The sequence below is a fragment of the Nocardia sp. NPDC050175 genome (assembly GCF_044459885.1).
Lineage (GTDB): Bacteria > Actinomycetota > Actinomycetes > Mycobacteriales > Mycobacteriaceae > Nocardia.
Genome location: NZ_JBITJI010000001.1, coordinates 101740 through 128195, shown reverse-complemented (window position 1 = coordinate 128195; position 26456 = coordinate 101740). Strand labels below are relative to the sequence as shown.

17 protein-coding genes are annotated in these 26456 nt (G+C 66.2%); 13 read left to right on the top strand and 4 right to left on the bottom strand.

Going from position 1 to position 26456, the window contains the following annotated elements:
• From ACIBK2_RS00555 to ACIBK2_RS00535, 5 genes are all read left to right on the top strand, one after another.
• Positions 1-891, top strand: coding sequence for a carbohydrate ABC transporter permease (locus ACIBK2_RS00555; protein ID WP_396962068.1), 891 nt, complete (start codon positions 1-3; stop codon positions 889-891).
• The gene (locus ACIBK2_RS00550) at positions 891-2174 is read left to right on the top strand and encodes a 6-phospho-beta-glucosidase (RefSeq protein WP_396962066.1); all 1284 of its coding nucleotides are present in this window, start codon (positions 891-893) and stop codon (positions 2172-2174) included. Before ACIBK2_RS00555 ends, ACIBK2_RS00550 begins: the two co-directional genes overlap by 1 nt.
• Before the next feature lie 44 nt (positions 2175-2218).
• Positions 2219-3271, top strand: coding sequence for an N-acetylglucosamine kinase (locus ACIBK2_RS00545; protein WP_396962064.1), 1053 nt, complete (start codon positions 2219-2221; stop codon positions 3269-3271).
• Between the two features lie 280 nt (positions 3272-3551).
• A complete protein-coding gene (locus tag ACIBK2_RS00540) occupies positions 3552-6452 on the top strand; it encodes a hypothetical protein (protein WP_396962062.1) in 2901 nt (966 codons plus the stop codon).
• 15 nt (positions 6453-6467) lie between these two features.
• Positions 6468-11753, top strand: coding sequence for a hypothetical protein (locus tag ACIBK2_RS00535; protein ID WP_396962060.1), 5286 nt, complete (start codon positions 6468-6470; stop codon positions 11751-11753).
• Between the two features lie 57 nt (positions 11754-11810).
• On the opposite strand, the gene ACIBK2_RS00530 is transcribed toward ACIBK2_RS00535, so the two are convergent.
• On the bottom strand, positions 11811-12545 hold the full coding sequence (locus tag ACIBK2_RS00530) for an LGFP repeat-containing protein (protein WP_396962058.1): 735 nt from the start codon (positions 12543-12545) through the stop codon (positions 11811-11813).
• Between the two features lie 123 nt (positions 12546-12668).
• The gene (locus tag ACIBK2_RS00525; RefSeq protein ID WP_396962056.1) at positions 12669-13397 is read right to left on the bottom strand and encodes an LGFP repeat-containing protein; all 729 of its coding nucleotides are present in this window, start codon (positions 13395-13397) and stop codon (positions 12669-12671) included.
• A gap of 361 nt (positions 13398-13758) precedes the next feature.
• On the opposite strand from ACIBK2_RS00525, the gene ACIBK2_RS00520 reads away from it, so the two are divergent.
• Positions 13759-14919 (top strand): epoxide hydrolase family protein, encoded by a 1161-nt coding sequence (locus ACIBK2_RS00520; protein ID WP_396962054.1) that lies wholly within the window; start codon positions 13759-13761, stop codon positions 14917-14919.
• Here the strand turns inward: ACIBK2_RS00520 and ACIBK2_RS00515 are convergent.
• Positions 14876-15283 (bottom strand): helix-turn-helix domain-containing protein, encoded by a 408-nt coding sequence (locus ACIBK2_RS00515; RefSeq protein ID WP_396962052.1) that lies wholly within the window; start codon positions 15281-15283, stop codon positions 14876-14878. The genes ACIBK2_RS00520 and ACIBK2_RS00515 overlap by 44 nt on opposite strands.
• Positions 15284-15445: 162 nt before the next feature.
• Between ACIBK2_RS00515 and ACIBK2_RS00510 the strand changes: the two genes are divergently transcribed.
• Complete coding sequence (locus ACIBK2_RS00510) at positions 15446-17419, top strand: ATP-binding protein (protein ID WP_396962050.1); 1974 nt, start codon at positions 15446-15448, stop codon at positions 17417-17419.
• A gap of 41 nt (positions 17420-17460) precedes the next feature.
• On the top strand, positions 17461-18480 hold the full coding sequence (locus ACIBK2_RS00505; RefSeq protein WP_396962047.1) for an NADP-dependent oxidoreductase: 1020 nt from the start codon (positions 17461-17463) through the stop codon (positions 18478-18480).
• Between the two features lie 1668 nt (positions 18481-20148).
• On the opposite strand, the gene ACIBK2_RS00500 is transcribed toward ACIBK2_RS00505, so the two are convergent.
• A complete protein-coding gene (locus ACIBK2_RS00500) occupies positions 20149-20976 on the bottom strand; it encodes an SAM-dependent methyltransferase (protein ID WP_396962045.1) in 828 nt (275 codons plus the stop codon).
• 508 nt (positions 20977-21484) lie between these two features.
• Here ACIBK2_RS00500 and ACIBK2_RS00495 point away from each other — a divergent pair.
• The 5 genes from ACIBK2_RS00495 to ACIBK2_RS00475 all read left to right on the top strand — a co-directional run bounded on the left by ACIBK2_RS00495 (position 21485) and on the right by ACIBK2_RS00475 (position 26365).
• The gene (locus ACIBK2_RS00495; protein WP_150407093.1) at positions 21485-21763 is read left to right on the top strand and encodes a hypothetical protein; all 279 of its coding nucleotides are present in this window, start codon (positions 21485-21487) and stop codon (positions 21761-21763) included.
• A gap of 211 nt (positions 21764-21974) precedes the next feature.
• Positions 21975-23678 carry a thiamine pyrophosphate-binding protein gene (locus ACIBK2_RS00490; protein WP_396962043.1) on the top strand — a complete coding sequence of 568 codons (1704 nt, stop codon included), beginning with the start codon at positions 21975-21977 and terminating at the stop codon, positions 23676-23678.
• 29 nt (positions 23679-23707) lie between these two features.
• Positions 23708-24340, top strand: coding sequence for an SRPBCC family protein (locus ACIBK2_RS00485; protein WP_396963986.1), 633 nt, complete (start codon positions 23708-23710; stop codon positions 24338-24340).
• Positions 24340-25362 (top strand): 3-oxoacyl-ACP synthase III family protein, encoded by a 1023-nt coding sequence (locus ACIBK2_RS00480; RefSeq protein WP_396962041.1) that lies wholly within the window; start codon positions 24340-24342, stop codon positions 25360-25362. The genes ACIBK2_RS00485 and ACIBK2_RS00480 overlap by 1 nt, the downstream gene beginning before the upstream one ends.
• A gap of 7 nt (positions 25363-25369) precedes the next feature.
• Positions 25370-26365, top strand: a complete 996-nt coding sequence (locus ACIBK2_RS00475; protein ID WP_396962039.1) for a pyridoxal phosphate-dependent aminotransferase — start codon at positions 25370-25372, stop codon at positions 26363-26365.
• Positions 26366-26456: the final 91 nt, after the last annotated feature.

Sequence of the window (26456 nt, the reverse complement as noted above, 5' to 3'; positions counted from 1 at the left end):
ATGACCATGACTACCACGCGTCCGGTACCGGTCACCGTGCCAACGGTGGCGGCGAAGGGCGCGCGCCGGAAGAACGTACTGAATTGGGTTGCCGTGCACGCGCTCGCCATCGCGGCCGCGCTGTTGTTCCTGATGCCGTTCGTGTTCCTGTTCTTCACCTCGGTGATGTCGGATCGGCAGGCGCTCACCTCTGATCTCTGGCCCACCGAGTGGCACTGGGGCAACTACGTAAAGGTGTGGGATACACCAGGATTCCTCACCTGGTGGCGTAACACCTTGGTGTACGCGGTGGCCGGTACCGCGCTGACGCTGCTGTCCAGCATCCCGGTCGCCTACGCGCTGGCCAAGTTCCGCTTCCGCGGCCGCAATCTGGCGCTGATGGCCGTGGTGTCGATGATGATGCTGCCGCCGCAGGTGACCGTCATCCCGATGTATCTCATCTGGGCCAAGCAGTTTCATCTCACTGGCTCGCTGTGGCCGTTGATCATTCCGCTGGCCTTCGGCGACGCCTTCTCCATCTTCCTGCTCCGGCAGTTCCTGCTGACCATCCCCGACGACTACCTCGAGGCGGCCCGCATCGACGGCTGCGGCGAGCTGCGCATCCTGCTGCGGATCGTGCTGCCGATGGCCAAGCCCGCCATCGCGGCGGTCGCGCTGTTCCAGTTCTTCTATTGCTGGAACGACTATTTCGGGCCGCAGATCTATGCCAGCGAGAATCCGGGCGCCTGGACGCTCAGCTACGGGTTGGAGTCGTTCAAGAGCGCCCACCACACCAACTGGAATCTCACCATGGCCGCCACCCTGCTGGTGATGGCGCCGGTGATCATCCTGTTCTTCTTCGCACAGAAAGCCTTCATCGAAGGCGTGACACTGACAGGGGTCAAGGGCTGATGCGCGCACTCAAAATAGCCATAGTCGGTGGTGGATCCACGTATACGCCGGAGTTGATCGACGGGTTCGCCCGTCTCCGTGAAACTTTGGCGATCGATGAAGTGGTACTGATCGATCCGGCCGCGGACCGGCTGGAGCTGATCGCGGGGTTGGCTCGCCGGATCTTCGCGAAGCAGGGGCACGGGGCGCGGGTCACCACCGCCGCCTCGGTCGCGGAGGGGGCCGACGGCGTCGACGCGGTGCTGCTCCAATTGCGGATCGGCGGGCAGGCCGCGCGGAACGAGGACGAGACCTGGCCGCTCGAATGTGGTTGTGTCGGACAGGAAACGACCGGGGCGGGTGGTCTGGCCAAGGCGTTGCGCACGGTTCCGGTGGTGCTCGATATCGCCGAGCAGGTGCGGCGAGCCAACCCAGACGCCTGGATCATCGACTTCACCAACCCGGTCGGCATCGTCACCCGCGCACTGCAATCCGCCGGACACAAGGCGGTCGGCCTGTGCAACGTCGCCATCGGGTTCCAGCGAAAGTTCGCCGCGCACTTGGGCGTCGACCCGGAACTGATCCGGCTCGACCACGTCGGCCTCAATCACCTCACCTGGGAGCGTGGGGTGACCGTGCTCGACTACCCGGGTGCCGGCACCGGGCACGAGGCGTTACCCAAGCTCCTCGCCGACTTCGGTGAGGAGATCGCCGCCGATGTGCGGCTACCACTTTCGCTGATCCTGCGGCTCGGCGTCGTCCCGTCGTACTACCTGCGCTACTTCTATCAGCACGACACGGTGGTTCAGGAGCTCGCTACCAAGGGCTCACGCGCAGCCGAGGTCGCGGTTATCGAGCGGCAGCTGCTCGACCTGTACGCCGACCCCGCCCTGGACACCAAGCCCGACCTGCTCGGAACACGCGGCGGCGCTTTCTATTCCGAGGCCGCGGTGCATCTGCTCGCCGCGCTGCTCGGCACCGCCGCCAGCGTTCAAGTGGTCAACACCCGCAACGACGGCACCCTGCCGTTCCTGCCCGACGACGCCGTGATCGAAGTGCCCGCGGAGGTCGATGCCGACGGGGTGCGCCCCCTACCACAACGACCGATCGAACCCCTCTACGCGGGCCTGATCGCCCACACCACCGCCTACGAGCAGCTCGCATTGCGGGCCGCGCTCGTCGGCGGCCGCGGGCCGGTCCTCGACGCACTACTGGCACACCCACTGGTCGGTCAGCACGAACTGGCCGAGCGGCTGACCGACCGGCTGCTCGCCCATAACCGCGCCTACCTGGATTGGGCGTGATCATGTCGACAAACACCGTTAACTGTTGGCGGGGGAAGCGTCTGATGAAACTCCCACAGAATGAACAGGTTCCGGGCGTCCTGGCCATCGATGCGGGCAACAGCAAGACCGATGTTGCCCTGGTCGCGCGCGACGGATCCATCCTCGGCGCCGCGCGAGGCGCCGGTTACCAGCCGCACAAGACCGGTGCGCGCAAGGCGATCGAGGGGCTCAGTCCGCTCGTCGAGGCGGTCGCCCGGCAGGCCGGGCTCACCCGCGGCGGGGTGCTCACCACCCGGGTCAGCGCGTGTATGGCGAATGTCGATCTGCCCATCGAGGAACAGCGGATCCATGCCGCCATGGCGGCGCGGCCGTGGGGTTTGACCGTGGGAGTCGTCAACGACACCTTCGGTTTGCTCCGCGCGGGGACCGACGGCCCGCGCGGTGTCGCGGTGGTCTGCGGCGCCGGGATCAACTGTGTCGGCCTGCTGCCGGACGGTCGCACCGCTCGTTTCCCCGCCCTCGGTGTCTTGACCGGTGACTGGGGTGGCGGTGGCGGTATGGCGGCCGAGGCCATGTGGCACGCCTCGCGCGCCGAGGACGGACGAGGCGAGCCGACCGCGCTATCCGCTGCCATCGGTGACTACTTCGGGCTGGCCGGGGCCAACGCGGTGGCCGAGGCGATCCACCTGGGCCAGTTGGCCGAGCACCGATTACACGAACTGGTCCGAGTTCTGTTCACCACCGCGGAGGCAGGCGACCCGACCGCCCTGCGTTTGATCGATCGGCAAGCCGACGAGATCACCCGCCTCGCCTTCGTCGTGCTGCGCAAGCTGGACCTACTCGACCAACCCACTCCGGTCATCCTCGGCGGTGGCGTCCTAGCGGCCCGCCAACCCCTGCTGATCGACAACGTGAAGACCCGACTGGCCACCGCGGCTCCGCTCGCCGAGCCCCGAATAGTCATCGCCCCACCGGTTCTCGGCGCCGCCCTACTGGGCCTGGATCACCTCGACGCAACCCCGGCGGCGCACGAGCGCCTCCGCGCCGCCTATCCCACCCTCCCCGCCAACGACGGCCGCCCAGAGTTCCCCAGCGAAATCGATCAGCCCGCTTGAATGCGGAACCCCGAGCACACGCGGTGCTCGGGGTCTGTTGGCCGAAACTCGCCGTGTCGGGCTGAGCGGCGGGCATTCCTCGGTTGTGCGTTGCCGACGTCCCGATATCGGCCCCGCTAGGTCGATCCGCCGATTCCCGAAGGTCCGCTGAGCCGACCGATGTCTTCCGGCGGCATGCGGATCGGGTCACCATTGGCCGGTCACTGCGGTGCGGGCTGGGTCCCCTCGCCGAGTGACGGAGCTCGGGGGAGTTTCGGTAGCCGAAATCGAGGGAGATCTCATGATCGAGATGTTTCGTTTCATTCAGCAGGCGTTCGTTGTTTCCGACAGTGGGAATTCGATCGATCTGACGTCGCAGTCCGCGTTCCAGAAACGGTTGCGCGAGTTGATGTCCGGGCCTTACGCCCTGGTCAGGGCGGAGGCGGAGAAGTACATCGACGGGGTGACCGGCGCACCTGCCGCCACGCTGACCGACGGCGGGCTCGCGCGGTTGACGAAGTATGCCGACCTGCGCGCGAAATTGCTTGCGCTGTCGGCGACGTCGTTCGCGACGACACCGCCGCCGACACCGTTGCCCGCCAAGGTGAACAAGGCGATCAAGGACGTGTTCGGGGTAGAGGCCGCCGATCTCGTTGCGTCGCAACAATTCAAGGACGAATCGGCGGTGTCCGGTGACGTACTGGTAGCCGTGAAGATCACCACCCGATTCGACCGGGTCGACGCACCCGCGATCACCTCGATGCGCCAGGTGATCGCATTCGTCGCCGATTTCGCGGCTGGGCGCACCGATCCGTTGACGATCGACCGCATCCACACCCTGCTGGATCGCCCGGTGCGCATCCCCGAGGAGTTCTTCGCACGCCCCGGCGGCGATCCGCAGCTCGCGGCGGCCCAGCCCGAACCGGATGCCGCCGCGGTCCGCCTCGCCACGCTGACCACCGAGGAGGCGGCCTTCCAGCAGGCCTACCAGCTCCTGATGTCCGCGCGCCCGGACCAGCTCGCGGTCCACTCGGCCACGCCGGAGCGAAACGAGCAGGAGCACGCGACCGGCGTGCCCAGCGTGGTGGGGCTCGCGCCGGAGACGCTGGCGGCAATGGATCCTGTTGTCCGCGAATACCTTCAGTCCGAGTTGCCGGACATCACGGCCGCCTCCCTGCAAGACATCCTCGGCGTGGTCAAGCGCAGGCGGCTGGCGTTGGCGCAGGATGTCGAGCCGAGTCGGCTGCCGCGACCCGCGCACATCTATCGCCTCGGCACCAATCTGTTCGCGGTGCAGCCGACGGTCGCCGAGCCGGCCGAAACCGACCCGCCGGTGCCCGATTTCAGCCACGCGATCACCCGCCCGGTCGGCGTCGGCGACCTGCAGGTGGTCCGGCAGGAGCTCATCGGCTACGTGCCCGCCGACGTCTCGCACATCGAGAACGTGCTGCCGGGCGAGCTGCTGAAGAAGACGACCAGGCGCGAGGAGACCTCCGAGCTGATCGTCACCGAGTCGACCGAGTCCGCGCAGAGCAGCGAGCGCGACACCCAGACCACCGAGCGCAACGAACTCGCCAGCGAGGCGTCCAAGGAGGCGGGCGAGCAGAGCTCCGCCACCCAGGACCAGACCTCGACGAGCAACTACGGCAGGCTGGTCGAGAACAGCAAGACCAACTATGCCCGCAGCGTCACCGACCGCGCCGTCAACAAGCTCACCCAATCGGTGAAACAGGAACGGACGCAACGGGAAAAGAAGGTGTACACCGAGGAGACGGTGCACCAGCTCGACAACGGCAACGGGCTCAGGGCAATTCGCGGCATCTACCAGTGGGTCGACAAGAAGTACCGGACCCGCGTCGTCAACTACGGCAAGCGGCTGCTGTATGACGTGGTCGTCCCCGAGCCCGCGTCCTTCCTGATCGACTCGCTGAAAAAGGGCGCGCAGGAGGAGAACTTCAACCTGGTCCGGCCCGTCAAGCCGACCGTCACCCCTGGGCAACTCGATGCGTCGAACTACATGTTCTGGGCCGCCCTGTACGGCGTCACCGGCGCGGTGACGCCGCCACCCGAGGAACTCGCCAAGACGCTCGCCACCGTCGAGAAGGGCGAGGCGGGCAAGGCGATGGAGGGCAACTATGGCAGCACCAGCGGCAGCCCGTTCTACAGCCAGTACTTCAACGCCTTCAAGATCGCGATACCGGACGGGTACGCGGCGATCGGCGGCTACGTGCAGCGCACGAATCGTAGCTTCGCCCAGCCCGACGACCCGGAGGAGCGGGAGTTCGAATTCTTCATCGGGGAAACGACGTTCATCAAGTTCATCAAGAACGCCGCGCTCAACCTGTCGTTCACGCTGAACGGGGAGACCGGCGAAATACCGGTCACCATGCGGACTTTCGCGAAAACGCTGCAATTCAACTACACCGTCGGGATCACCTGCCGCCGCACCGACGCGGCGCTGGCGAAGTGGCAGCTGGATACGCACGCCAAGATCGTCGCGGGCTATGAACGTCAGCGCACCGAATTCCTGGATCAGCTCGGCCGCTACCAGACCGCGGTGCGCACCCAGATGAGCCTGGCCACCGCGTTCTCGCACGATTCGACGACCGAGCGCGAGGAGCTGAAGAAGGCGTTCATCCACCTGCTGATGAGCGAGCACTTCGACCAGGTGGGTTACCCGGCGCCCAAGGATCCGCAGCAGTTCCCCGGGGACCCGCGCTATATCAAGCAGTGGGGCGCGGTGGTGGCGTTCTTCGAGCGCGCCTTCGAATGGGAACACCTGATGTACCTGTTCTACCCGTACTTCTGGGGCAGGCAGACCAAGTGGGGCGAGCTGGTGCTGATCCAGGACATCGACCCGCAGTTCGAGGCGTTCCTCAAGGCCGGCGCGGCGCGCGTCGTCATTCCGGTGCGGCCCGGTTTCGAGGCCGCGCTGGCCCACTTCCACGAGACCGGCGACGTGTGGATGGGCGAGGAGATCCCGGACATGTTCAGCGACCGGTACGTGTCGATCATCGCGGAGATCAAGGCGCGCAACGCCACCGCGGCCGAAGAGGTGATCGTCGACGAGTGGGAGGTGCGCCTGCCGACGACGCTGGTCATGTTGCGCGACGACGCGCAGCTGCCGACCTTTACCGCCGCGGCGCTGACCGCGATCGAAAGCCCGGCACCGGCCGCGTTGCCTGCGGCCGACGGCAACTGAGGCGGGGGACCGGTCATGCCTGACGAAAACACCGATCTGCGTGCCGAATTGGCGAAGCGGCGCAGCTGGTTCTTCGAAACCCAGTTGCGCGGGTTCAACCTGCAGACCTTCCACGACATCGTCGGTGAGACGAAGGATCTGGACGAGATCCAGCTGCTGGAACTGTTCAGCACGCCGTCGCCGGTGCCCGTCGGGCTGCCCGGTTCCCGCCCCGGGCAGCAAATTACCGACCGCCGGGTGTATCTGGACAGCCACCAGGCGGTGTGGGACGCCGACGAGCACACCCGGCGCAACGCGTTCGCCGGCGCGTATATCGGGCGGCTCGGCGATTGGCTGGAGTTCCGCGATCCGCAGCTGCTGCGCGCGCGAATCGCGGAGCTGGCCAAGGATTTCGAGCAGGAGCGGTTCGGCTCAGCGTTGGAGAAGTCGCCACTCTATCTGTATCGGCGCAAGCGGGCGACGGCGAATCCGGTACCGAAGAACTGGGTGCCGGGTCAGCTGTTCGACCCGTTGAAGAACGAGGCGCCGTTCGACGGGGATGACTTCGAAACCGACAACAGTGGGCGGGCGATCAGCCGGGCCTTCGTCGCCAGGGACAAGCCGTGGCTGATTCCGGAGCTGTATCACCCGGCGCATCGCCAGCCCAAGCCGCTCCCGGGTACCCCGGTGTTCGCCCCGCTCGCTCCGACGGTGCCGTGGCTCGACGATCTGGAGAAGTTCATCGCGGACTTCGAAACGGAACTGCGGATCGTGGTGGGCGGGGCTGTCGATCAACGATTCCCGTTCGCGGACAGCGACTCCGGTAAGCGGGACTATCGCGGGGCGATCAACGAGGCGCTGCGGCTGACCACGACCGGCGACGCGGCGGCCGAGGTGCAGGCACAGTTCCTGTCGACGGTCGAGATTCTGGACGACAAGCGCGTGCCACGATCGACCTACCGGTTCGGAATTCGGATCGGGACGGTGGGCTTCGAGCTCGAAGACGTGGAGAAGTTTCCGCACTCCGAGATGACGAAGTACTGGCTGCGGGTGATGGACCACCCGGTGCGGGAGGTGTACGCCAACAAGGAAAACTCCGACATGGGGCTGTGCCATCTCATCAGGACGCTGTACCTGTTCGGCGCCATTCCGGCGAAGGTGGCGAGCGCGGACAAGCTGCGGTGGCGGCAGCGGCCCGCGTTCGACCCGGCGACGTTCACCGAGTTCTTCGTCAATCGCGCTGCGGCGGAAGGCATCACCGGCAACGCGGAGGCGACAGCCCGGCTGCTTGCCGCGCAGGAGAAGCTCCGCATCATCCTGGAAGAGAGTGCCGCCGTGCCGGGCAGCGCGGCCGTCACCTTCTCGCCGATCGCGCAGGAGGCGGTGCGAAAGGCCATCCACCACTACAAGTTCTGGCTCGACGAGCCGTTGCGCGCGACGCAGAACAAAACATTCCAGAAGATCCGCACCGACCTCGGCTACGACGCCGAGAACGAAATGGAGTACTGGTCGGAGAACCACTACATCATGTTCGCGTCCTCGGAGTACCTGGCCGGGCAGCTGTGGCCGGACGACGAATTCCAGCCGGGCAGTTTCTTTCTCAGCGGGAGCAAGGACGGCATCCTGACCGGTAAGGAGCGCAGGGCACGTGGCAAAGCGCGCGTACTGCGGTGGCTCAATCACCGGATACAGATGGGCTGGACCGAATTCAACTCCTCCGGGTACTACCGCGAGCACCTGTGGTCGGTGCTGAACCTGGTCGACTTCGCCCTCGACGACGAGGTCCGCGACAAGGCCGCCATGGTCGCCGACCTGCTGCTGTTCGATATCGCGCGGTTCTCGCACAAGGGCGCGATGGGCGCGCCGGGCGGGCGCGCCCAGTTCAATTCCCACGCCAGCGGCAGGGACAACGCGTTCGGCGATGCCGTCGAGATCCTGTTCGGCACCCGCGGCCTGTTCAACGACGGCGACTCCGAAATCGGTGCGGCACTGGCCACCTCGACGTATCAGGTGCCGGAAGTGCTGCTCGAGATCGCGGCGCGCCCACCGGACACCGCCTTCATCGACCGGTCCCGGGTCTCGATCACCTTCGACGAGGCGCACCGATTCGGCCTCGGGTTCTCCGATCAGCGAGACGAGATCGATTCCTACCGTGAGGGTTACGCGCCGAAGCTGGAGAAATACTCGCGCTTCATCCGGGAGTCGAACGAGGAGATCGAAGGCGCGCACAACGGGAAGTACACCGCGGGCGACGACAGTGTCGTCTTCTGGTGGGGCGCATCGGCTTTCCTCAACAAGCAGGTGGTCAAGGGCGCGCTGGCCGCGGTCGACAAGTTCGGTCTCGGTGAGAGCGGCATCTTCAAACAGCTCGCCGGTATAGTCGGTTCGCTGCTGCCGAAGGTCAAGAGTGGTGGCTTCTTCGGACTGATCGGCGGATTGGTCGGCGGCGTGTACGGCGCCGTCGCGGGCGTGGTACTCGGCGCCCTGTTCAACACCTCGGACGCCGAGGATATCGCCGATGATCTGTCGATCTTCCTGGAAGGCTCGACCCGGACGCGCGCGAATATCCTCACCTACCGCAATCCCGACATCATGCTGTCCAGCATTCAGAACTTCCGCGCCGGGCAGCTGAACTTCCAGTCCAACGTCAACCAGGCCACGGTGAACGGCACGCTCAACGTATTCACCACATCTGGCCTGGTGAACCTGGATGTTTCCCCATTGGTCGCCGGAGCGGGTGGCGCACTCGCCGGTGGGCTGGCCGGCGCGGTCGGCGACGCCGTGCTCGGCGTCGGTGGGCTCGCGCCGACCTTGGCGGTGGTGGGCGGCGTCGGGGCGGTGATCGCCAACGAAGCCGCAGGCCATGTCAACCCGTTCGCCAGTAGCGGTGACGGCGTCGACGGATTGCATTGGTGGACCGGGTATTACGCATTGCCGATGGTGGCCCAGTACGGGCCTGCGGCGATCATCGCCTACGACTTCCATGACATTCAGGACGATCTCGCCGACGCGGGCTCGCACGTGTTCTTCCCGAAGAGCGGTTTCGATCAGGTCGACGAGCTGCGCTGCTCGGCCTACGACGACGCCAACTCGTCGCTGTTCGAGGCGTTCGACGTATTCCACTACGGCCCCAAGGGTTTCTGGGTGTTCGGCAAGTACACCCACATCGAACCCGGCGACGTGGCCGCGGACCGGCGCGAGTCCTACATCGGGGTGTTCTCCAATCAGCACCCCACCTGGCTGAGCCGCCAGGAGGACGAGGTCGACGTCTATAACAAGGCGGTGGAGTCGGCGGGTAAGGAGCCGATCGAAAAGCTGAAGGAACAGATCGAGAACGAGAAGAACATCGACAAGAGCATCGACCTGAAACGGCAGCTGCGCGACCTGGAGCGGATCTGGGCCGAGCCGCTGCCGAAGGACTACTTCGCCGATCGCGACTGGCAGCACGACGGCAAGAACATCTGGATCATTCAGGTCGGCAGCAAAGCCGAGTTCGGTGACTTCGAGCAATTCAAGCAGCGGGTCAGCAGCGCGCGGGTGCATCTCGACGACACCGGCGACATGGAGTGCACCTATCACATGCCGATGCCGGAGGGCGGAAGTCAGGCGCTGGTGCTGAAATACGGGGACGGCGGCGAATTCCATTACGGCAACGCGCCTTTGCCGACCGACCTGTACCCGCGGTTCGAGAATCCCTTCGTGCGCGGCGGCCGAGTGGAGTGGGGGCAGCGGTCCTATGTGCTCGAATACCGCGGCAAGTCGCTGCTGCACAACGTGCACGATTTCCGGAAACCGATACGCACCGAGGAGGTTTCGGTTGCCGACCCGGACCAGGTGCTCGGCCTGGTGATCTTCGTCCGCACCAAGGACGAGGACATGGACGAGAAGACACTCGGCATCGCCACGGTGCGGATCGGGTGCACCGAGGTGACCAAGGAGCAGATCATTGCCGTCGGACCGGTCGACGACGACACCACCCACGACACCGAGTGGATTTTCTTCGACACCGGGCCCGTGCGGGCCGCGCCGGACATGACCATCGACGTGGGCCACCGGGCCTTCAGTGACGGCGACGACGAGGCCGACTGGAACATGGGTTTCACGATGCAGGCGCTGATGGGCGACCATTCGCTGCGCGACTGCACGCTGACGTTCGACTCGTCCGATTTCGACGAGGACGTGCGCAACACCGGTCCGCTGCCGTTCGCGGTGCGCACCGACAAGTGGCGGCCGTGGGAAGCGGTACCGGACAGTCGAATCGAGGGGAACCTGACCCAAGCGGTCCGCCCGTCGTTCGACCAGCAGTACTACGACCACTGCGACCTGCTCGTCGCGACGCCGAACCAGCCGCTACGGCACCGACATCTCGACGCCTGCCTCGCGGCAGCACCGCGTTGGGCCGAGATCGCGAAGCGTCAAGGTGGGCCGGTGTTTACACCGACTTGCTCGGTGCGCGGCGTCTCCCGCTTCCCGGGCCATCTCGTCGCGGCAGTACTCGATGAGGGCAGGCTGTTCTTCAGCTCTGTCGTGGACAAGGCGGGGACGTGGGGGCCGTGGACCCAGGAGGAGCCTTCCTTCGGCACAGCGGTGCCACTGGCCGCGCCAGGAACCCTCTACGCGGGACCTTCGGCTGCCTCGGTCGATGGTGTCGAACTGGTAGTTCCCGGTACCGACGGACACCTGTACATCCAATTCGATTGGCACGCTGAGCCTTACTTCGGCTTCCCGCTTTCAGGTGAGTACCGAGGATGGATAGAGATCCCGGTCGAAGGATTCGCCCTACGCAAGGACGGCGACATCCTGATGGCCCAGGACCGGCTGCTCGTGCTCGGCACTGACGGAGCGCTGTGGGCCAAAACGATCATCCGTTCGACGACCTTCCCGCAGATAACGCCGTGGACGAAAGTCACCGACGGGCAATCGTTGCGAACTTTCACCGTCGATCCCGGTTCGCCGACCCGCGTGCTGGCCACCACGACGGATGGCCAAGTGTGGGACGGAACCTTCGACGGAACGAACCCGCCGCAGTGGACATCACTGGGCTTGCCGGGCGGCACTCCGGTGCCAGATGGTGTCGGAATCGCCTGTGCGACACCATATCCGGATCGACTGGACGTAGTCGCGGTCGCTAGCGGCGGCACCGTCTACGCCGCAACCTGGACCAAATCCGCAGCCTGGTCTCCCTGGGCTCCAGTTGTCCAGGGCGAGCAGGGATTCAAGGCCGGACCACACAGCCCGACCCTGGTCCATCGAGTCCAACGTCAACTAGAACTGCTCGTCCGAACCGAGGACGGCAACCTCGTTCGCACCTGGTGGTCGTGAGGTTCATGCGGAACGGCCCGCGCCGGACGACGGCGCGGGCCGTAATGGTCGAATCCCTCAGGGCTTCCAGGTGATTCGGCCACCTTGGAAGTCCTGGGCTTTGCCCTTCTCGAAGTCGTACTCGTCGCTGGTCGGGTACCCGTAGATGCCATCGGCCCCGGCCCGGGCTTCCCAGCTGGTCCGGATCGAGCCCCAAACGGCATGCGCGCCAGTGGCTTTGGACCAGTAGATCGCGCCGTCGTTGAAGAGGTTGTAGCGGCCGCTGTTCTTGGCGGGGGCTTCGTCGGTGATCGGGAAGCCGAGGGGACTGTTCTCCGCGCCGAGGGCGTACCACTTGTCGCGGATGACGCCGCTCACCTGGTGAGCCGCGGTGCCGACGGACCAGTAGATCGAGCCGCCCTGAAAGTGGTTGAAGCGACCGGGCTTCGACGGGGTCGACTGCTCACTGGTCACGGGGTAGCGCAGGCCGCCGGTCTCCGCGCCGAGCCCGCGCCACTTGTCCAGGATCGGCCCACCGACCTCGTGCGCACCGGTGTCGGGATGCCAGTAGATCGCGGCATTGCGGTCGAAGGTCTGGAACTTGCCGCCGTTGGCGGCGTCGGACTCGGGGGAGGTCGGGTCGCCGAGGACGCCGCCACCGCCCGCCGCGTCGTATTCGACCTCGATCGCGCCGCCGACCTCGAACGGGCCGATCGGGCGGGCTTGCGCGGTGCCCGCGGTCAGCAGCATCGCCAGCGCGACGGTGGCCAGCGTCGCGCTGGTGGACGAGCGGTGGGTACGAAGGCGGACCAATAGAACTCCTCAGTCAGGCGTTACTCGGTGACGAGACAGGGCGGAGCGTTGGTAGGCGATGATGGCATGAAGGCTCAACCATCGCGCGCGCGGCCCGGTCGGATGAATGGGTGCCGAGGCGGGTCAGGGCTGCCAGGTGATGCGGCCGCCTTGGAAATCCTGGGCTTTGCCGTTCTGGTAGTCGTACTCGTCGCTGGTCGGGTAGCCGTAGCCGCCGTTGACGCCTGCCCTGGCTTCCCAGGTGGTGCGGATCGCGCCCCAGATGACGTGCGCGCCGGTGGCGCTGGACCAGTAGATGGCACCGTCGTCGAAGAGGTTGTAGCGGCCGTTGTTCTTGGCGGTGGCCTCGTCGGTGATCGGGAAGCCGAGGGCGCTGTTCTCCCAACCGTAGGAGCCCCACTTGTCGCGGATGGCGCCGCCGATCTGATGCGCGGCGGTGCCGAGCGACCAGTAGATCGAGCCGCCCTGGAAGTGGTTGTAGCGACCGGGTTTCGACGGGGTCGACTCTTCCCGCGTCACGGGGTAGCCGAGCAGTCCGTTCTCGAAGCCGAGGTTGCCCCATTTGTCGCGAATCGCGCCACCGATCTGGTGGGCTCCGGTGGCCGGATGCCAGTAGATGGAGGCGTTGCGTTCGAAGGCTTGGTATTTGCCGCCGCGACCCGCATCCGATTCGGGGTTCACCGGATCGCCGAAGACGCCGCCCCCGCCGGCCTGGTCGTATTCGACCTCGATCGCCCCGCCCACATCGAACGGCCCGATCGGCCGTCCGGCCGCGGTGCCCGCGGTCAACAGAACCGCCAGCGCGGCGGTGGTCATCGTCAGTGCGACGCGGGTGCGACGTAGGCGTGCCAAGAGAAACTCCCTATGCAGGTGGTCGTATACGAGACAGAGCGGAGCCCTATCAGGGTGCGGCCAATGCCGATCGGCAGCGAGGTCAGTGGGTGCCAGAGTGAGCAAGCTCGCAGCAGCGGTACTGCGCACCGCCCACTTGATTGCTGATTTCACGATCCTTTCGTTCGACGCGCAAGAGCTACTGTCGTGGCATCCGACACTCGGCCTATCGGGCACATCGCAATCACCGTTAGTTGTTGCTGGTCACGGTGCGTCGGAGTAGTTCTGCCAACGGCAAATCCTGGACCTCAGTTCGGGCCGCGGCACACTGCGCAATTTTGCGCATCGAGCAGATCGCTGCCCGTGGCCTAGCGTCGCGATCGTGACTGAGATCGAACCATTTCCGGTGAGCATTCCCGAACACGACCTGGCGGACCTGCGGGCGCGTCTCGACCACGTTCGACTGCCGGAAGCAGAGACGGTTCCGGACGGTACCCAGGGCATCGGCTTGGCACGCCTGCAGAACCTGCTGGCCGCCTGGCGACAGCACGACTGGCGGTCACTGGAGCAGCGCTGGAACGCGATACCGCACTACCGCACCCGGCTCGACGGCCTGGACATCGCGTTCTGGCATGTGCGTTCGCCCGAGCCCGACGCCTTTCCCCTGGTGCTGACGCACGGCTGGCCCGGCTCGGTGCTGGAGTTCGAGAGCGTTATCGGGCCGCTGACCGACCCGGTCGCGCACGGCGGTTCCGCTGCGGACGCCTTCGACGTGGTCGTGCCCGCGCTGCCCGGTTTCGGGTTCAGCGAGCGGCCCGCGGAAGTCGGCTGGACCCCTGGCCGTACCGCACAGGCTTGGGCAGATCTGATGACCCGGCTCGGGTACGAACGCTTCGGTGCGCACGGCGGCGACTGGGGCGCGTTCGTCAGTACCGAGCTGGCTCGGCTGGCACCGGAGCGGGTCGCGGCACTGCATCTGACGATGCCGATCGCCTCGCCCCTACCCGAGGACGTGGCGACGGCCGACGCCGCGGAGCAGGCCATGATCGCCAAACGTGACATGTTCATGATGACCGGTCCGACCCATGTGATTGTCCAGGGCATGCTGCCGCAGACGCTCGGCTATTCCCTGCTCGATTCGCCGGCCGGGCTCGCCGCATGGCTGAGCGAGGCGCTGGTCGCGTTCTCGGACACCCGACCCGAGGCAGGCGGTGGTGTCAGTGTGGCGCAGCAGGTGGATGACATTGCGCTGTACTGGTTTACCGGCACCGGAGCCTCCGCCGCCCGCTGGTACTGGGAGGCAGTACGGTGGACGCCGCGCAGCGCGGAGGCGCAGAACGCGCAGGCGGTCACCGTGCCCACCGCGTTCACGCTGTTTCCTGGCGAACCGTTCCCGGTCGCCAAGCGCTGGGCCGAACGCCGCTATCAGAATCTGATCAGCTGGAACGAGATGACGTACGGCGGGCACTACGCGGGCTGGGAACAACCCGGCTTGCTGGTCAGCGAGCTGCGAAACGCCTTCCGCCAGGCCCGCATTCGGTAGACCGGTCGTTGGTCGGTGGCCAGCGTGACGGGCGCACACCGGTCTCGCGGAGGAAGACCGCGGACAGGTGTGCCGTGCTGGAAAACCCACACCATCGCGCCGCCTGTGTGACCGTGACACCACGTTCCAGCAGTCGTTTGGCCTCGACGATGCGCAGCAGAGTGAGATAGCGGTGCGGCGTATAACCGGTGGCGCGCTTGAACATTCGCAGGAAGTGGTACGGACTGTACTGCGCGACACCGGCCAACTCCGCGACGGTCACCGGCCGCGCCAACTGATCCCGCATATGCGCCACCGCTCGGAACACGGGGCTGCCTACCTCGCGCGGGACGAGGTCATCGAGCGGCACTGCAGGTTGCTTCACCACGACATTCCTTCACCACGACGACTGCGACGCCTCTGAGCATCGATCGGCCGATCGCCCTTCGCCAGATCACGCACTGCCCATCTACTGCCCAATTCGCCTGGCAGATCAGCCGGGAACGACCCGGGGGCGACGACGTTCTGGTTGAGCTAACGTGGTTTCGTGACGGTGTTGGGTGAGCGGCTGCGGGAGCTGCGCAGACATTCGTTCGTCGGACGCGCGGACGAGGTGTCGCTGTTTCGAGCCGCACTGGCCGAACCGGGCCTGATCTTCGTGCACGGCGTGGGCGGTGTCGGGAAGAGCGCGCTGCTCGAGGTGTTCGCGGAGGTCGCGGCAGCCGCCGGACGGTCCGTGGTCCGGATCGACGCTCGGCATCTGCGGCTCGCACCGGACACGATGACCGGCGGCGACCGGCCGGTCCTGCTGATCGACACCTATGAACTGCTGGCCGACAGCGACGACTGGGTCCGCGAGGAATACCTGCCTTCGCTACCCGCCGACGTGCTCGTGGTGATCGCCGGGCGTCAGGCACCCGGGCCGCAATGGCGGGCGGACCCGGCATGGCGAGATCTGGTGCGCGTTGTCGCGCTGGACAACCTGCCGCCCGGCGACGGGCGGCGGTACCTGACGGCTCAGCAAGTCCCCTCCGAGTGGCACGACCGGCTGCTGACCATCAGCCACGGCCATCCACTGACCTTGTCGATGTTGGTCGACGCGGTACGCCGCGGCGCGATCCCACGCACACTCGCCGATCTCCCTGACGTGGTGAGCACGCTGCTGGCGCAGACGATCGACGCGGCACCGAGCGCACGCCACCGCGCCGCTCTGGAAATCTGCGCACACGCACCCGTCACCACCGAAGAACTGCTGCATGAGGTGATCGGCGCGGACGCCGGTGAGTTGTTCGCCTGGCTGCGCCGACTGCCGTTTATCGATGAGGGTCCGCGCGGGTTGTATCCGCACGACATCGCCCGCGACGCCCTCGACGCGGACTCGCGCTGGCGCGCCCCCGGCCGCTATGCCGATCTGCGGGAACGGGTTTCGGCCGCGATGCGCGCCCGGATCCGCGCGTCGGTGGACGAGCGGGAACAGGTCCAGCTGATCGTCGACTCGATCGTCTTGGCCGGTGCTCGCTCGAAGATCGAAACGTGCACCACCCCGCCGCCCACGATGCAGGCCTACGCCGACCGGCTGCGGGACGGGGATCGGGACCCGATCATCGCGATGACCGCGGCCTGGCAGGGCGAACAACAGGCCGCGCTGGCGGACTACTGGTTGGCGCGGCAGCCCGCGGCGTTCTGGGTGTTCCGTGCGCTGTCGGGCGAGCCTCGCGGGTATGCCGTGTGCCTGGAGCTGACCGGGGCCGAGCTCGGCGTGGATCCGGGGGCAGACGCGATGTGGCGCTACGTGCACGAGAACGGCGCGCCTCGACCGGGCGAGCGGGTCCGGGCCTGGCGGTTCTTCCTCGACCGCGAGCACGGTCAGTTCACCTCGCCGTCGGTGACCCTGTTCGCAGCCTGCCAAACCCTCGACATCCTGAGCCGCGGCGACAACGCGGCGTGGACGTTGGTCGGCGCGTACGCCGACGCGACCCGGTGGGGCCATACCATGGCGGACCTCGGTTTCCAGCCCGCACCGGGAGCCGAATACGCGGTCGGCGACAAGCGTTTTCCCGTTTTCGCGCACGACTGGCGCCGCACGAATGTCACGGAGTGGATGCGCGCCGTCCACGCTCGGCAAGCCGGTGCGCCGATCTATCCGGCCGAACCCGGCGGCGGCAACGTGGTGCTCTCCGAGCCCGAGTTCGCGCGCGCTGTCCGGGAGGCACTGCGCGACCTGCACACGCCGGAGCGCATACGGGACAACCCGCTGCTGCGCTCGCGGATGGTGCGGCAGCACGAAGGCGGCCTGCCCGCCGTCGACACCCTCCGAGACATGCTGACCACGGGCGCGAGTATGTTGCGGCCCGATCTGAGTGAGCTGGTGGACCGCACGTTCCTGCAGCCGACTACCACCCAGGAACGTGTCGCCCAGACACTGCACCTGTCGTTCAACACCTATCGGCGGCACCGGGACCGGGCGGTCGCCCATCTCACCGAGTGGCTGTGGGCACGCGAGGTCGGTTCGACCGCATAGCGCGACAGGCGGGGATGATCTTCGGGGCTAAGCTCGGATCCATGGTCGAGACGACGAGAATCGTGCTTGCTGCCCGCCCGGAAGGTGCGCCTACAGCGGCGAACTTCCGTACCGAAACGGCCGAGTTGCCGCCCCTAGAAGAGGGGCAGGTGCAGCTGCGGACGCTGTATCTGTCCCTCGATCCCTATATGCGCGGGCGGATGAGCGCGGCGAAGTCGTATGCGAAGCCGGTCGAGGTCGGCGCGGTGATGGTCGGCGCCACGGTCGCCGAGGTGGTCGATTCGCGCGCCGCCGGATTCGCGAAAGGCGATGTGGTGCTGTCCTATTCGGGCTGGCAGTCGCATGATGTCGCGCCCGCGTCGAGCCTGCGCAAGCTCGATCCCGACAAGGTGCCGGTCTCGACGGCGCTGGGCGTACTCGGTATGCCCGGATTCACCGCATACTCCGGTCTGCTGAAGATCGGCCAGCCGAAGGCAGGGGAGACCGTCGTGGTCGCCGCCGCCACCGGCCCGGTCGGCTCGGCGGTCGGACAGATCGCCAAGATCAAGGGGGCCCGCGCGGTCGGCATCGCGGGCGGGCCGAAGAAGTGCGCGGCCCTGCTCGACGAATTCGGCTTCGACGTCGCCCTCGATCACCGCGCGCCCGACTTCGCCGAGCAGCTGAAAGCCGCAGTGCCCGACGGCATCGACGTCTACTTCGAAAACGTCGCGGGCGCGGTCGCCGAAGCGGTGTACCCGCTGCTCAATCTCTACGCCCGCGTCCCCGTGTGCGGCCTCATCGCCAACTACAACGCGGCCGGTCTCCCCGAAGGCCCCGACCAGCTCCCCGCCTTCTACGGCCGCATCCTCGTCAAGAGCCTCACCATCCGCGGCTTCATCCAGTCCGAGTTCGTCGCCGAACTCTTCCCGGACTTCCTGCGCGACATGTCCGAATGGATCGCCGACGGCCGCGTGCACTACCTCGAAGACATCACCGAAGGCCTCGACAACGCCCCCGAAGCTTTCATCGGCCTACTCGAGGGCCGCAACTTCGGCAAGGCCGTAGTGAAAGTCGCGGACTAGCAACGGGTTTCATGATCACGGGACACGGCAGCAGCCGCACCCGCACGCACCGCCACCATATCCTGCAACCCACCCAGCATCGAGTCGAGTCATATGGTCGCCAAAAGATCTTCAACAGCAACCATTTGACTCGACTCGATGACGCCCAACGACCATTCGACTCGACTCGATTTCCCCAGCATCTCTGAACCGGACCACAGCCAGTCCTCACGCTGGAACTCACCCGCTGCCCATCACAGGCTGCGGCAGAGAAAGTCGGGTACCCCCCTCACGCGCCCAGCAATACCTCGGGCATCCCACGGGCCGTCGAAAACCTCGGGGACCGCACACCCAGGGTGTCTCTGCGCGCACGATCTCGGGCCAGTACACGCAAAGACCCTCGGAAATGTGCACTTTTCCGGGCAAGTGCTGCTTAGGACTCCATGCGGTGAGCAGCCCATAGAGCTGAAGACCTATCCATGTTTTCCTGTGAGTAGTGCTGGGCGCGTCAGGTGGGGTACCCGGCTTTAGGTGTGCGTCAGGTGTGCGGTGTCGCGTTCCCGAGGTGGTCATCTGGCTGTGGTGGCGTTTCGAGAGCTCGATAGCCAGCGAATGTCGGGTTCCGGGGTGGTGAAGCTGCCTGTGTACACCCGTTGTGTCAGCCTCACACCCGGTAAAGGGGGTGTTCGGCTGACACAACGGGTGTACGGATGGGTTCTCGGGTGGCGATCTGGCCGCAGTGGCGTTGCGGGAGTTCGATAGTCGCCGAATCTCGGGTTCCGGGGCGGAGCTACCGCCGTGCACCCGCTGTGTGGGCTGCACACCTGGTACAGGGGGTGTGGGGCTGACACAGTGGGTGCACGGATGGGGTCTCCGGTGGTCATCTGGCTGTGGTTCCGTTGTGGGAGTTCGATAATCAGCGAATGTCGGGTTTCGGGGTGGGGAACCTACCTGCGTACACCCGCTGTGCGGGCTGCACACCCGATACAGGGGGTGTGGGGCTGACACAGCGGGTGTACGGATGGGTTTTCGGATGGTCATCTGGCTGTGGTTGCGTTGCGGGAGCTCGATAAGCAGCGAATCTCGGCTTCCGGGGGTGGTGAAGTTACCTGTGTGCACCCGCTGTGTGGGCTGCACACCCGGTACAGGGGGTGTCGGGCTGATACAGGGGGTGTACGGATGGGTTCTCGCGTGGTCATTTGGCTTGGTGACGTTGGGGGAGTCCGATAATCAGGGAATCTCGGGTTCCGGGGTGGGGAACCTACCTGCGTACACCCGCTGTGCGGGCTGCACACCCAGTACAGAGGGGGTGGGGCTGACGCAGTGGGTGTGAGGATGGGTTTCGGGTGGTCATCTGGCTGTGGTTGCGTTGGGGGAGTTCGATAGTCAGCGAATCTCGGGTTCCGGGGGTGGAGAAGTTACCTGCGTACACCCGTTGTGTGGGCTGCACACCTGGTACAGGGGGTGTGGGGCTGACACAGTGGGTGCACGGATGGGCCTCGCGGGGCGATCGGGCTGTGGTTGCGCCTCGAGGGCTCCGGTGTGGTGAAACCTGTTGGTGGGGAGGGGTTCACAGAGCGTGCATACCGTTCACAAGGACACAACGCCTTGGGAACGGTATGGGGGCTCTGTGGGACTGGCGGTGTGGTCTCGCGGGGGCGGGAGGGGGTGGTCAGCGGCGGGTATCCGTCAGGGTTTGCGGCCGATGCCTGCCCAGTACCAGGCGGATTCGGGGTCGGCCGGGTCTTCGTCGAGGTTGGGGTGCCAGGTGACCACGGGGACGACGCCCGGGTCGATGAGGTCGGTGCCCGCGAAGAGGACCTCGGTTTCGGCGCGGCTGCGGGGATAGAAGGTGATGCCCGCGTTCTCGGCGGAGTCGACGACGCGGGACATGGCGTGTTCGTCGAAATCTGCCGTGGGGTGGGTGATCACCAGGTAGCTGCCGGAGGGCACTACGTCCAGGAGATTCTTGATGATGCCGTGCGGGTCGTCCTCGTCGCGGAAGTACATCATGATCGCGACGAGCATGATGGCGACCGGCTGTTCGAGATCGAGGGTGGCGGCGAGCGTCTCGTTGTGCAGAATGCCTGCGGGGTCGTGCAGGTCGGCGTGGATGAACGCGGTCTTGCCCTCCGGCTTGCTCGACATCAGGGCGCGGGCGTGGGCGAGCACGATCGGATCGTTGTCCACATAGACCACGCGGGCCGCGGGATTGAGCCGCTGGGCCACTTCGTGCGTGTTGCCCGCGGTGGGAATACCGGTGCCGATGTCGAGGAACTGGGTGATGCCCGCCTCGCTGGTCAGATAGTCGACCGCGCGGCCGAGGAACGCGCGATTGGCGCGGGCCATGGTGCGGATGGCGGGGATGTGGGTGGCGATGGCGTCGCCTAGGGTCCGATCGGCCGGATAGTTGTCCCGGCCACCTAGCCAATAATCGTAAACGCGCGCTTCGTGCGCGACGCTGGTATCGATCTTGGTCGGTAATGCGGCGGTGGTCGGAGAATGGCTGTCCGGCATGGTGATTCCCTTCTGGGGCGGCTACGGAGAGTCGGTTCCGGTGGCCGCCGAGTCGCCCACGGCTGGCGACTACTACTGCGAATCTTGCTCGCCAAGGATATTCCAGCGAACGTTCGGCATGCGCCGATTCGGCCGGATGGGGGAGGGTTTTCGGGCGGCCATCCGGTTTCGGCGAACTTTTCCGCGCGGCATGCCGTGATTGCCGCCGACTCAACAACAAACCGGTCGGTCGCCCTGGCCGACGGTGGGTCGTTTGTCCGGTGTGTCGGCGGGCATACGTGATCTTGATGGGGTTGAATTGCCCAGGTCACGAGTTTTTCCGGCGACGAGCGGAAAGCAGGAGACGACATGGTACGAGTCCGCAGCGACAGCTAGCGCCGCCGTACCGGTGGTGTCGTCGAATTCTTCGGCGGCGCGATTTCTTCGATATCCGAGTTAGTGGCGACCACACCGCGATTGCTCGTGTCCGGACCCACCTCAGCCTGCGAAAAGGAGCACGAACGTGAGCATGATTCTCGCCGCGCTACACGACACCGTTCTTGCGGAGGTCGGCAATCCGACACCGGAGGCGCCACCCCTGGCCGATAAATTGATGCAAATGGGCCGCTACTTCACCTGGTTGGTGCAACTGTCGGGTATCACCGCCATTACTTACGGCGGCGGACGATTCGCCTGGGAGAAGTGGAACGGCGGCGGTTTGCAATCGCCGAAGATGATCGCCAGCGCGATGGCGGGCGGCGCGGTCGCGACCAGCGCGGGCACGATCATGAACTCCGTGATCGGCTGATCCAGCACGACTTCGGTGTCACCGGCTCGGCGGGGGCGATCTCGTTGAGCCGGGTTCGGTTGTGCCAGAGCTGTATCAGTGCCTGGTGCATTTGGGCGCCGGACCAACTATTGGTCGCTTGTTCAAAGTTGTTGTGCAGCAAGCCATTTCCGGACAGCTATGACGCAGGTCACATTGTGATGTGACGACTGTCTCAGATACATTGTGGGCGATGAATCGCACGCGATCTGTGTTGGAAGCGGCGAGTGAAACTGCCGTCAAGTGCCGAAAGTCCGTCGCCGACCGCATAGTCGACCTGATCGCCGAACACAGCGACCACGTCTTCGGTGTCGGCGGCGCGAATATCGAAGACCTCTACGACGCGCTGCATCGCAGCACGGCCTCGATCACCGGCATCGTCGCCAAGCACGAATTCGGCGCCGCGACAATGGCCGACGGCTATGCGCGCACCACGAACCGGCTCGGCGTCGTTGCCGCGACCTCCGGCGGCGGTGCGCTGAATCTGATTGCCGCACTGGGGGAGTCGTTCGATTCGCGAGTTCCGGTGCTGGCCTTGGTCGGACAGCCGCCGCTCGCGCTCGAAGGCCGCGGAGCGTTCCAGGACACCAGTGGTGGCGCGGGGCGGATCGATGCGGAGCGGCTGTTCGGATCGGTGGCGCGGTTCTGTGTCAAGCTCACCCGGGCCGAGGATGTCACCGCTGCCGTTGAGCAGGCGATCAGCGCCGCGATGGCAGGCGGACCAGCAGTCCTGTTGCTGCCCAAGGATATTCAGACTCAGCCGGTGCCGGATATGGGAACGGCCGCCCGAGATGGGCTGCTGTTCGGCCAGGGCTTTGTTCGCGATGAACCGGACGCGCATGACGAGGCGCTCGCCCTCGTCGCCGCCTGCATCGGTCGGACGGTGATGATCGCGGGCCCCGAGGTGGCTCGTGCCGACGCCAGGGCCGAGCTCCTCATCATGGCGCGGGCACTGCGTGCCGCGGTGGCGGTGACGCCGGATGCCAAGGACGCCTTCCCGAATGACGATCCGCTGTTCGTAGGGATCGCGGGCAGCATGGGTCATCCTCGGCTCGCCGAGTTGATCGGCGACGCCGCGCTGTGCGTGTTGGCAGGCACCCCGATGCCGGTGATGGCGCGCGCCGGTCTCGAAGCGGCCCTGGCGAATTGCCCGAGGGTGCTGCATGTCGGCACTGACCCGGCGTTCGTGCGCACAGATGCCTGGCTGCGCGGACCGCTACGGGCGCTGCTGGTGGAGGTGGCCTCGGCGGCCACGCCTTCAGGCCCTGAATATGCGCCGATACCGTCTCCCGCACTGAGCGTTCCGGCGGCATCGGGGCCGGGTGTGCGCTACCGCGATGCGATCGAAGCGATCAACGCCAGGCTGGCGCCGGGCACGGATGTGGTGGTCGATGCGGGCAATACAGGCGCGGCGGCGGTGCATCACCTGCCGGTGCCTGCCGATAGCCGCTTCGTCATCGCCCTCGGCATGGGCGGCATGGGCTACGCGTTCGGCGCGGGCATCGGCAGCGCGCTGGGGCGTCGCCGCAGAACGTTCGTAATCGCCGGAGACGGCGCGTATTTCATGCACGGCCACGAGGTGCACACCGCCGTCGAGCACCACGTGCCGGTGACCTTCGTGATCTTCAACAACAACGCGCACGCGATGTGCGTGACCCGCGAACAGCTCTACTACTCCGGCGATTACACCTACAACAAATTCGGCCCCGCGCGCATCGGCGCCGCGGTCGCCGCGATGTTCCCGCGTATTCCGGCCTACTCCACCGACACTCGCGCGGAATTCGAAGCCGCGCTCGACGAGACCCACGAAGCGACAGGACCTGTATTCATCGAAATCCTTTGCGACCCAGACGAAATACCACCGTTCGCCCCGTTCTTGAAGGAGCTCTCCGCATGACCGAGCCAGCCGCGATCGCCGCCGAACCCATCGAAGTCCCCGAACTCGACGTGCCAGGCGTGTACCGGGTGGAGAACATCAGCGTCAAAGAGGGCATGCCGATGGTGCTCGACATGACCCGCGCCGTGTACCCGCACGACCAGGTCTACGGCGAGTTCTGCACGGTCAACGAGTTCGTCGACGCGCCGCCGGACGAGGTGTTCGACTACCTCGCCGACACCCGCAGCCTGTGCGAATGGACCTACAGCATGCGCGGTTTCGAGCGCACCGCCGAGCCGGACCTCTGGGTGTCCGACGATCGCATCGGCGAGCACACCCGCATCTACACCCGCACCGTCGCGAACGCCGCCGCTCGCACCGTCGATTACCACTGCGCCTGGGATCAGCCCGACCACCTCTGGATGATCTACCTGATGCGGGTCCTGGACGCGCAGCAGGTCTTGAACAAGCCGGGATCGGTTGTCCTGTGGACCAATTGCCACCACCCGTTCTACGACGAGAACGGCTACCCGGACACCGCGCCGCCGGATCGACCGGTCTGGGTCGGCGACTTCTGGAATCTCTTCTACGCGGGCCACCTGCTGGAACTGCGCAATCTGAAGGCGATCTGCGAACACCGCCACGCCAAGGGTGAGCCGATCAAGCCGGAGTGGATGAACTGATGAGCACCTCGGCCGACACCATCAGCCTCGTCGACGTTTCCAGCTACCTGCCCAAGAATCGTGTCTCCGCCGACTATTTCACCCGCTACGCGGACCCCGAGGACACCATCTCGAACGCGATGTTCAAGTCGCCGCCGTTCCGGCACCACATCGCACCGGGCGAGACACCCGCCGACATGGTCGAACAGGCGATCGCGCCGATGCTCGAACGCCGCGGCAGCGAATTCCTCAGCGAGGTCGACATTCTCATCGTGCACACGCAGCTGCCCGAGATCGGCATCGTCGGCAGCGGCGGCGAGGTGGCCGCGCGGCTCGGCATCAATCCGGAATGGTTGATCGATCTGCACAACGGCGGCTGCGCCGCCTTCGTCTACGGCATGAAGATCGCCAGGCAGATCCTGGTGAGCAGCGAGGCCCGCGCCGCGCTGATCGTGACCGTGCAGAACGTCGCGGGCCAGGTCTTCACACAGGAGCAGGTGCGCGGCAAACCGCAAGCGGCCATCCCCGGCGACGGCGCGGGCGTCGGGCTGCTCGTAAAGTCCGGTGACTCACCGATTCTCGACATCGAGACCAGGCACCTCCCCGAATACGCCGGGCAGATGACGGCGGTCGCCGATCCGCCGCGCAAGTACTGGGAGGCGGGCACGGGCCAGATGCACGTCGGCTTCACCGAGTCGAAGATCGCGAAAGTTCTTGCGCGCGGTAATCGCATCGTCCCGGAGGCGGCGGAGGCGGTCTGCGGCCGCATCGGCGTGCGGTCGGACGAGCTGGACGTGCTGGTGACCAACCAGCCGAACCGGGCGTTCCTGCGCAACTGGCGCGACGCCCTGCAACTGCCGATCGAACGGCACCCCGACACCTTCGACGACTGCGGAAACCTGTTCGCCGCAGGCATTCCCGTCACCTTCGACCAGGCGGTGCAGGCGGGCCGGGTGCCCCCCGGATCGCTGGTGATGTTCGCCGGCTTCGCCCACGCCGGCGACTTCGCCGCGGCCGCCGCGGTGCGCTGGGGCGGGCGCTGAGGCGTCGATGATTGTGCACCCCGCGCAATTCGGCCACCAGCTTTCGCTCAACGAGAACCCGTACGGCCCACTGCCTTCGGTGCGGGCGGCGCTGACGGGCGCGCTGGTCGAAGCCAACCGGTATCCGGAATTTCTGCCGCGCAGGCTGCCCGGGCTGATCGCGGCGCGGCTCGGGCACGCACCGGACCGCGTCGTGGTCGGCGCGGGCGCGACCGGCGTGATCATGCATATCCTGCAGGAGTTCGTCACGCCGGGCGCGGCCGTGGTGATGGCGACACCGACCTTCGACGGCTACCCGCTGCTGACCGATACCGTGGGCGGACGGGTGGTAGCAGTGCCGCTTACGCACGACGGCCATCAGGATCTCCAGGCGATGTCGGCCGCCGTCGACCATCACACGGCGGTCGTCGTGCTGTGCAGCCCGCACAACCCCACCGGCACCTGCATCCGGCACGGCGCACTCGCCGAGTTTCTCGAACGCACCGACCCGTCGGTGACCGTCGTCTTCGATGAGGCGTACATCGATTTCGTCCCGCCCTGCGACCGCGCCGACACCGTCGCGCTGGTCGATCGGCACCCCAACCTGGTGGTGATGCGCACCTTCTCCAAGGCCTACGGTCTCGCCGCGCTGCGCGTCGGCTACGCCTTCGGCTCGGCACCGGTCATCGCGCGAATTCGCCGCTGGCAGCTGCCTTTCGGGATGACCGCGCTGGCCGAGGCCGGTGTCCGCGCCTGCTACGCCGCGGAAGACGAACTCGCGCTGCGCACTGAAACGATCACCCGGGAATGCGGCAGGCTCACCGCTGGCCTGCGCGAGCTCGGCTACCGCGTGCCGACCAGCGCCGCGAACTTCGTCTACCTGTCCGGCTGCCCCGCCGAACTCGACCGAGTGCGCGCGGGTTTCGCCCGCGACGGCATTCAGGTGAAGCATTGCGCCACCGGTATCCGGATCACCGTCGGCGACACCGCGGCAACCGCGGCGGTCGTCACTGCGGCACGGTGAGGCAGGCAACTCGCAAGTATTGAAACACGAACTGCTGCAACCATTGTCGGTCCATTGAGCAATGCGCTGATGACTGGTAGGTGAACTCGTC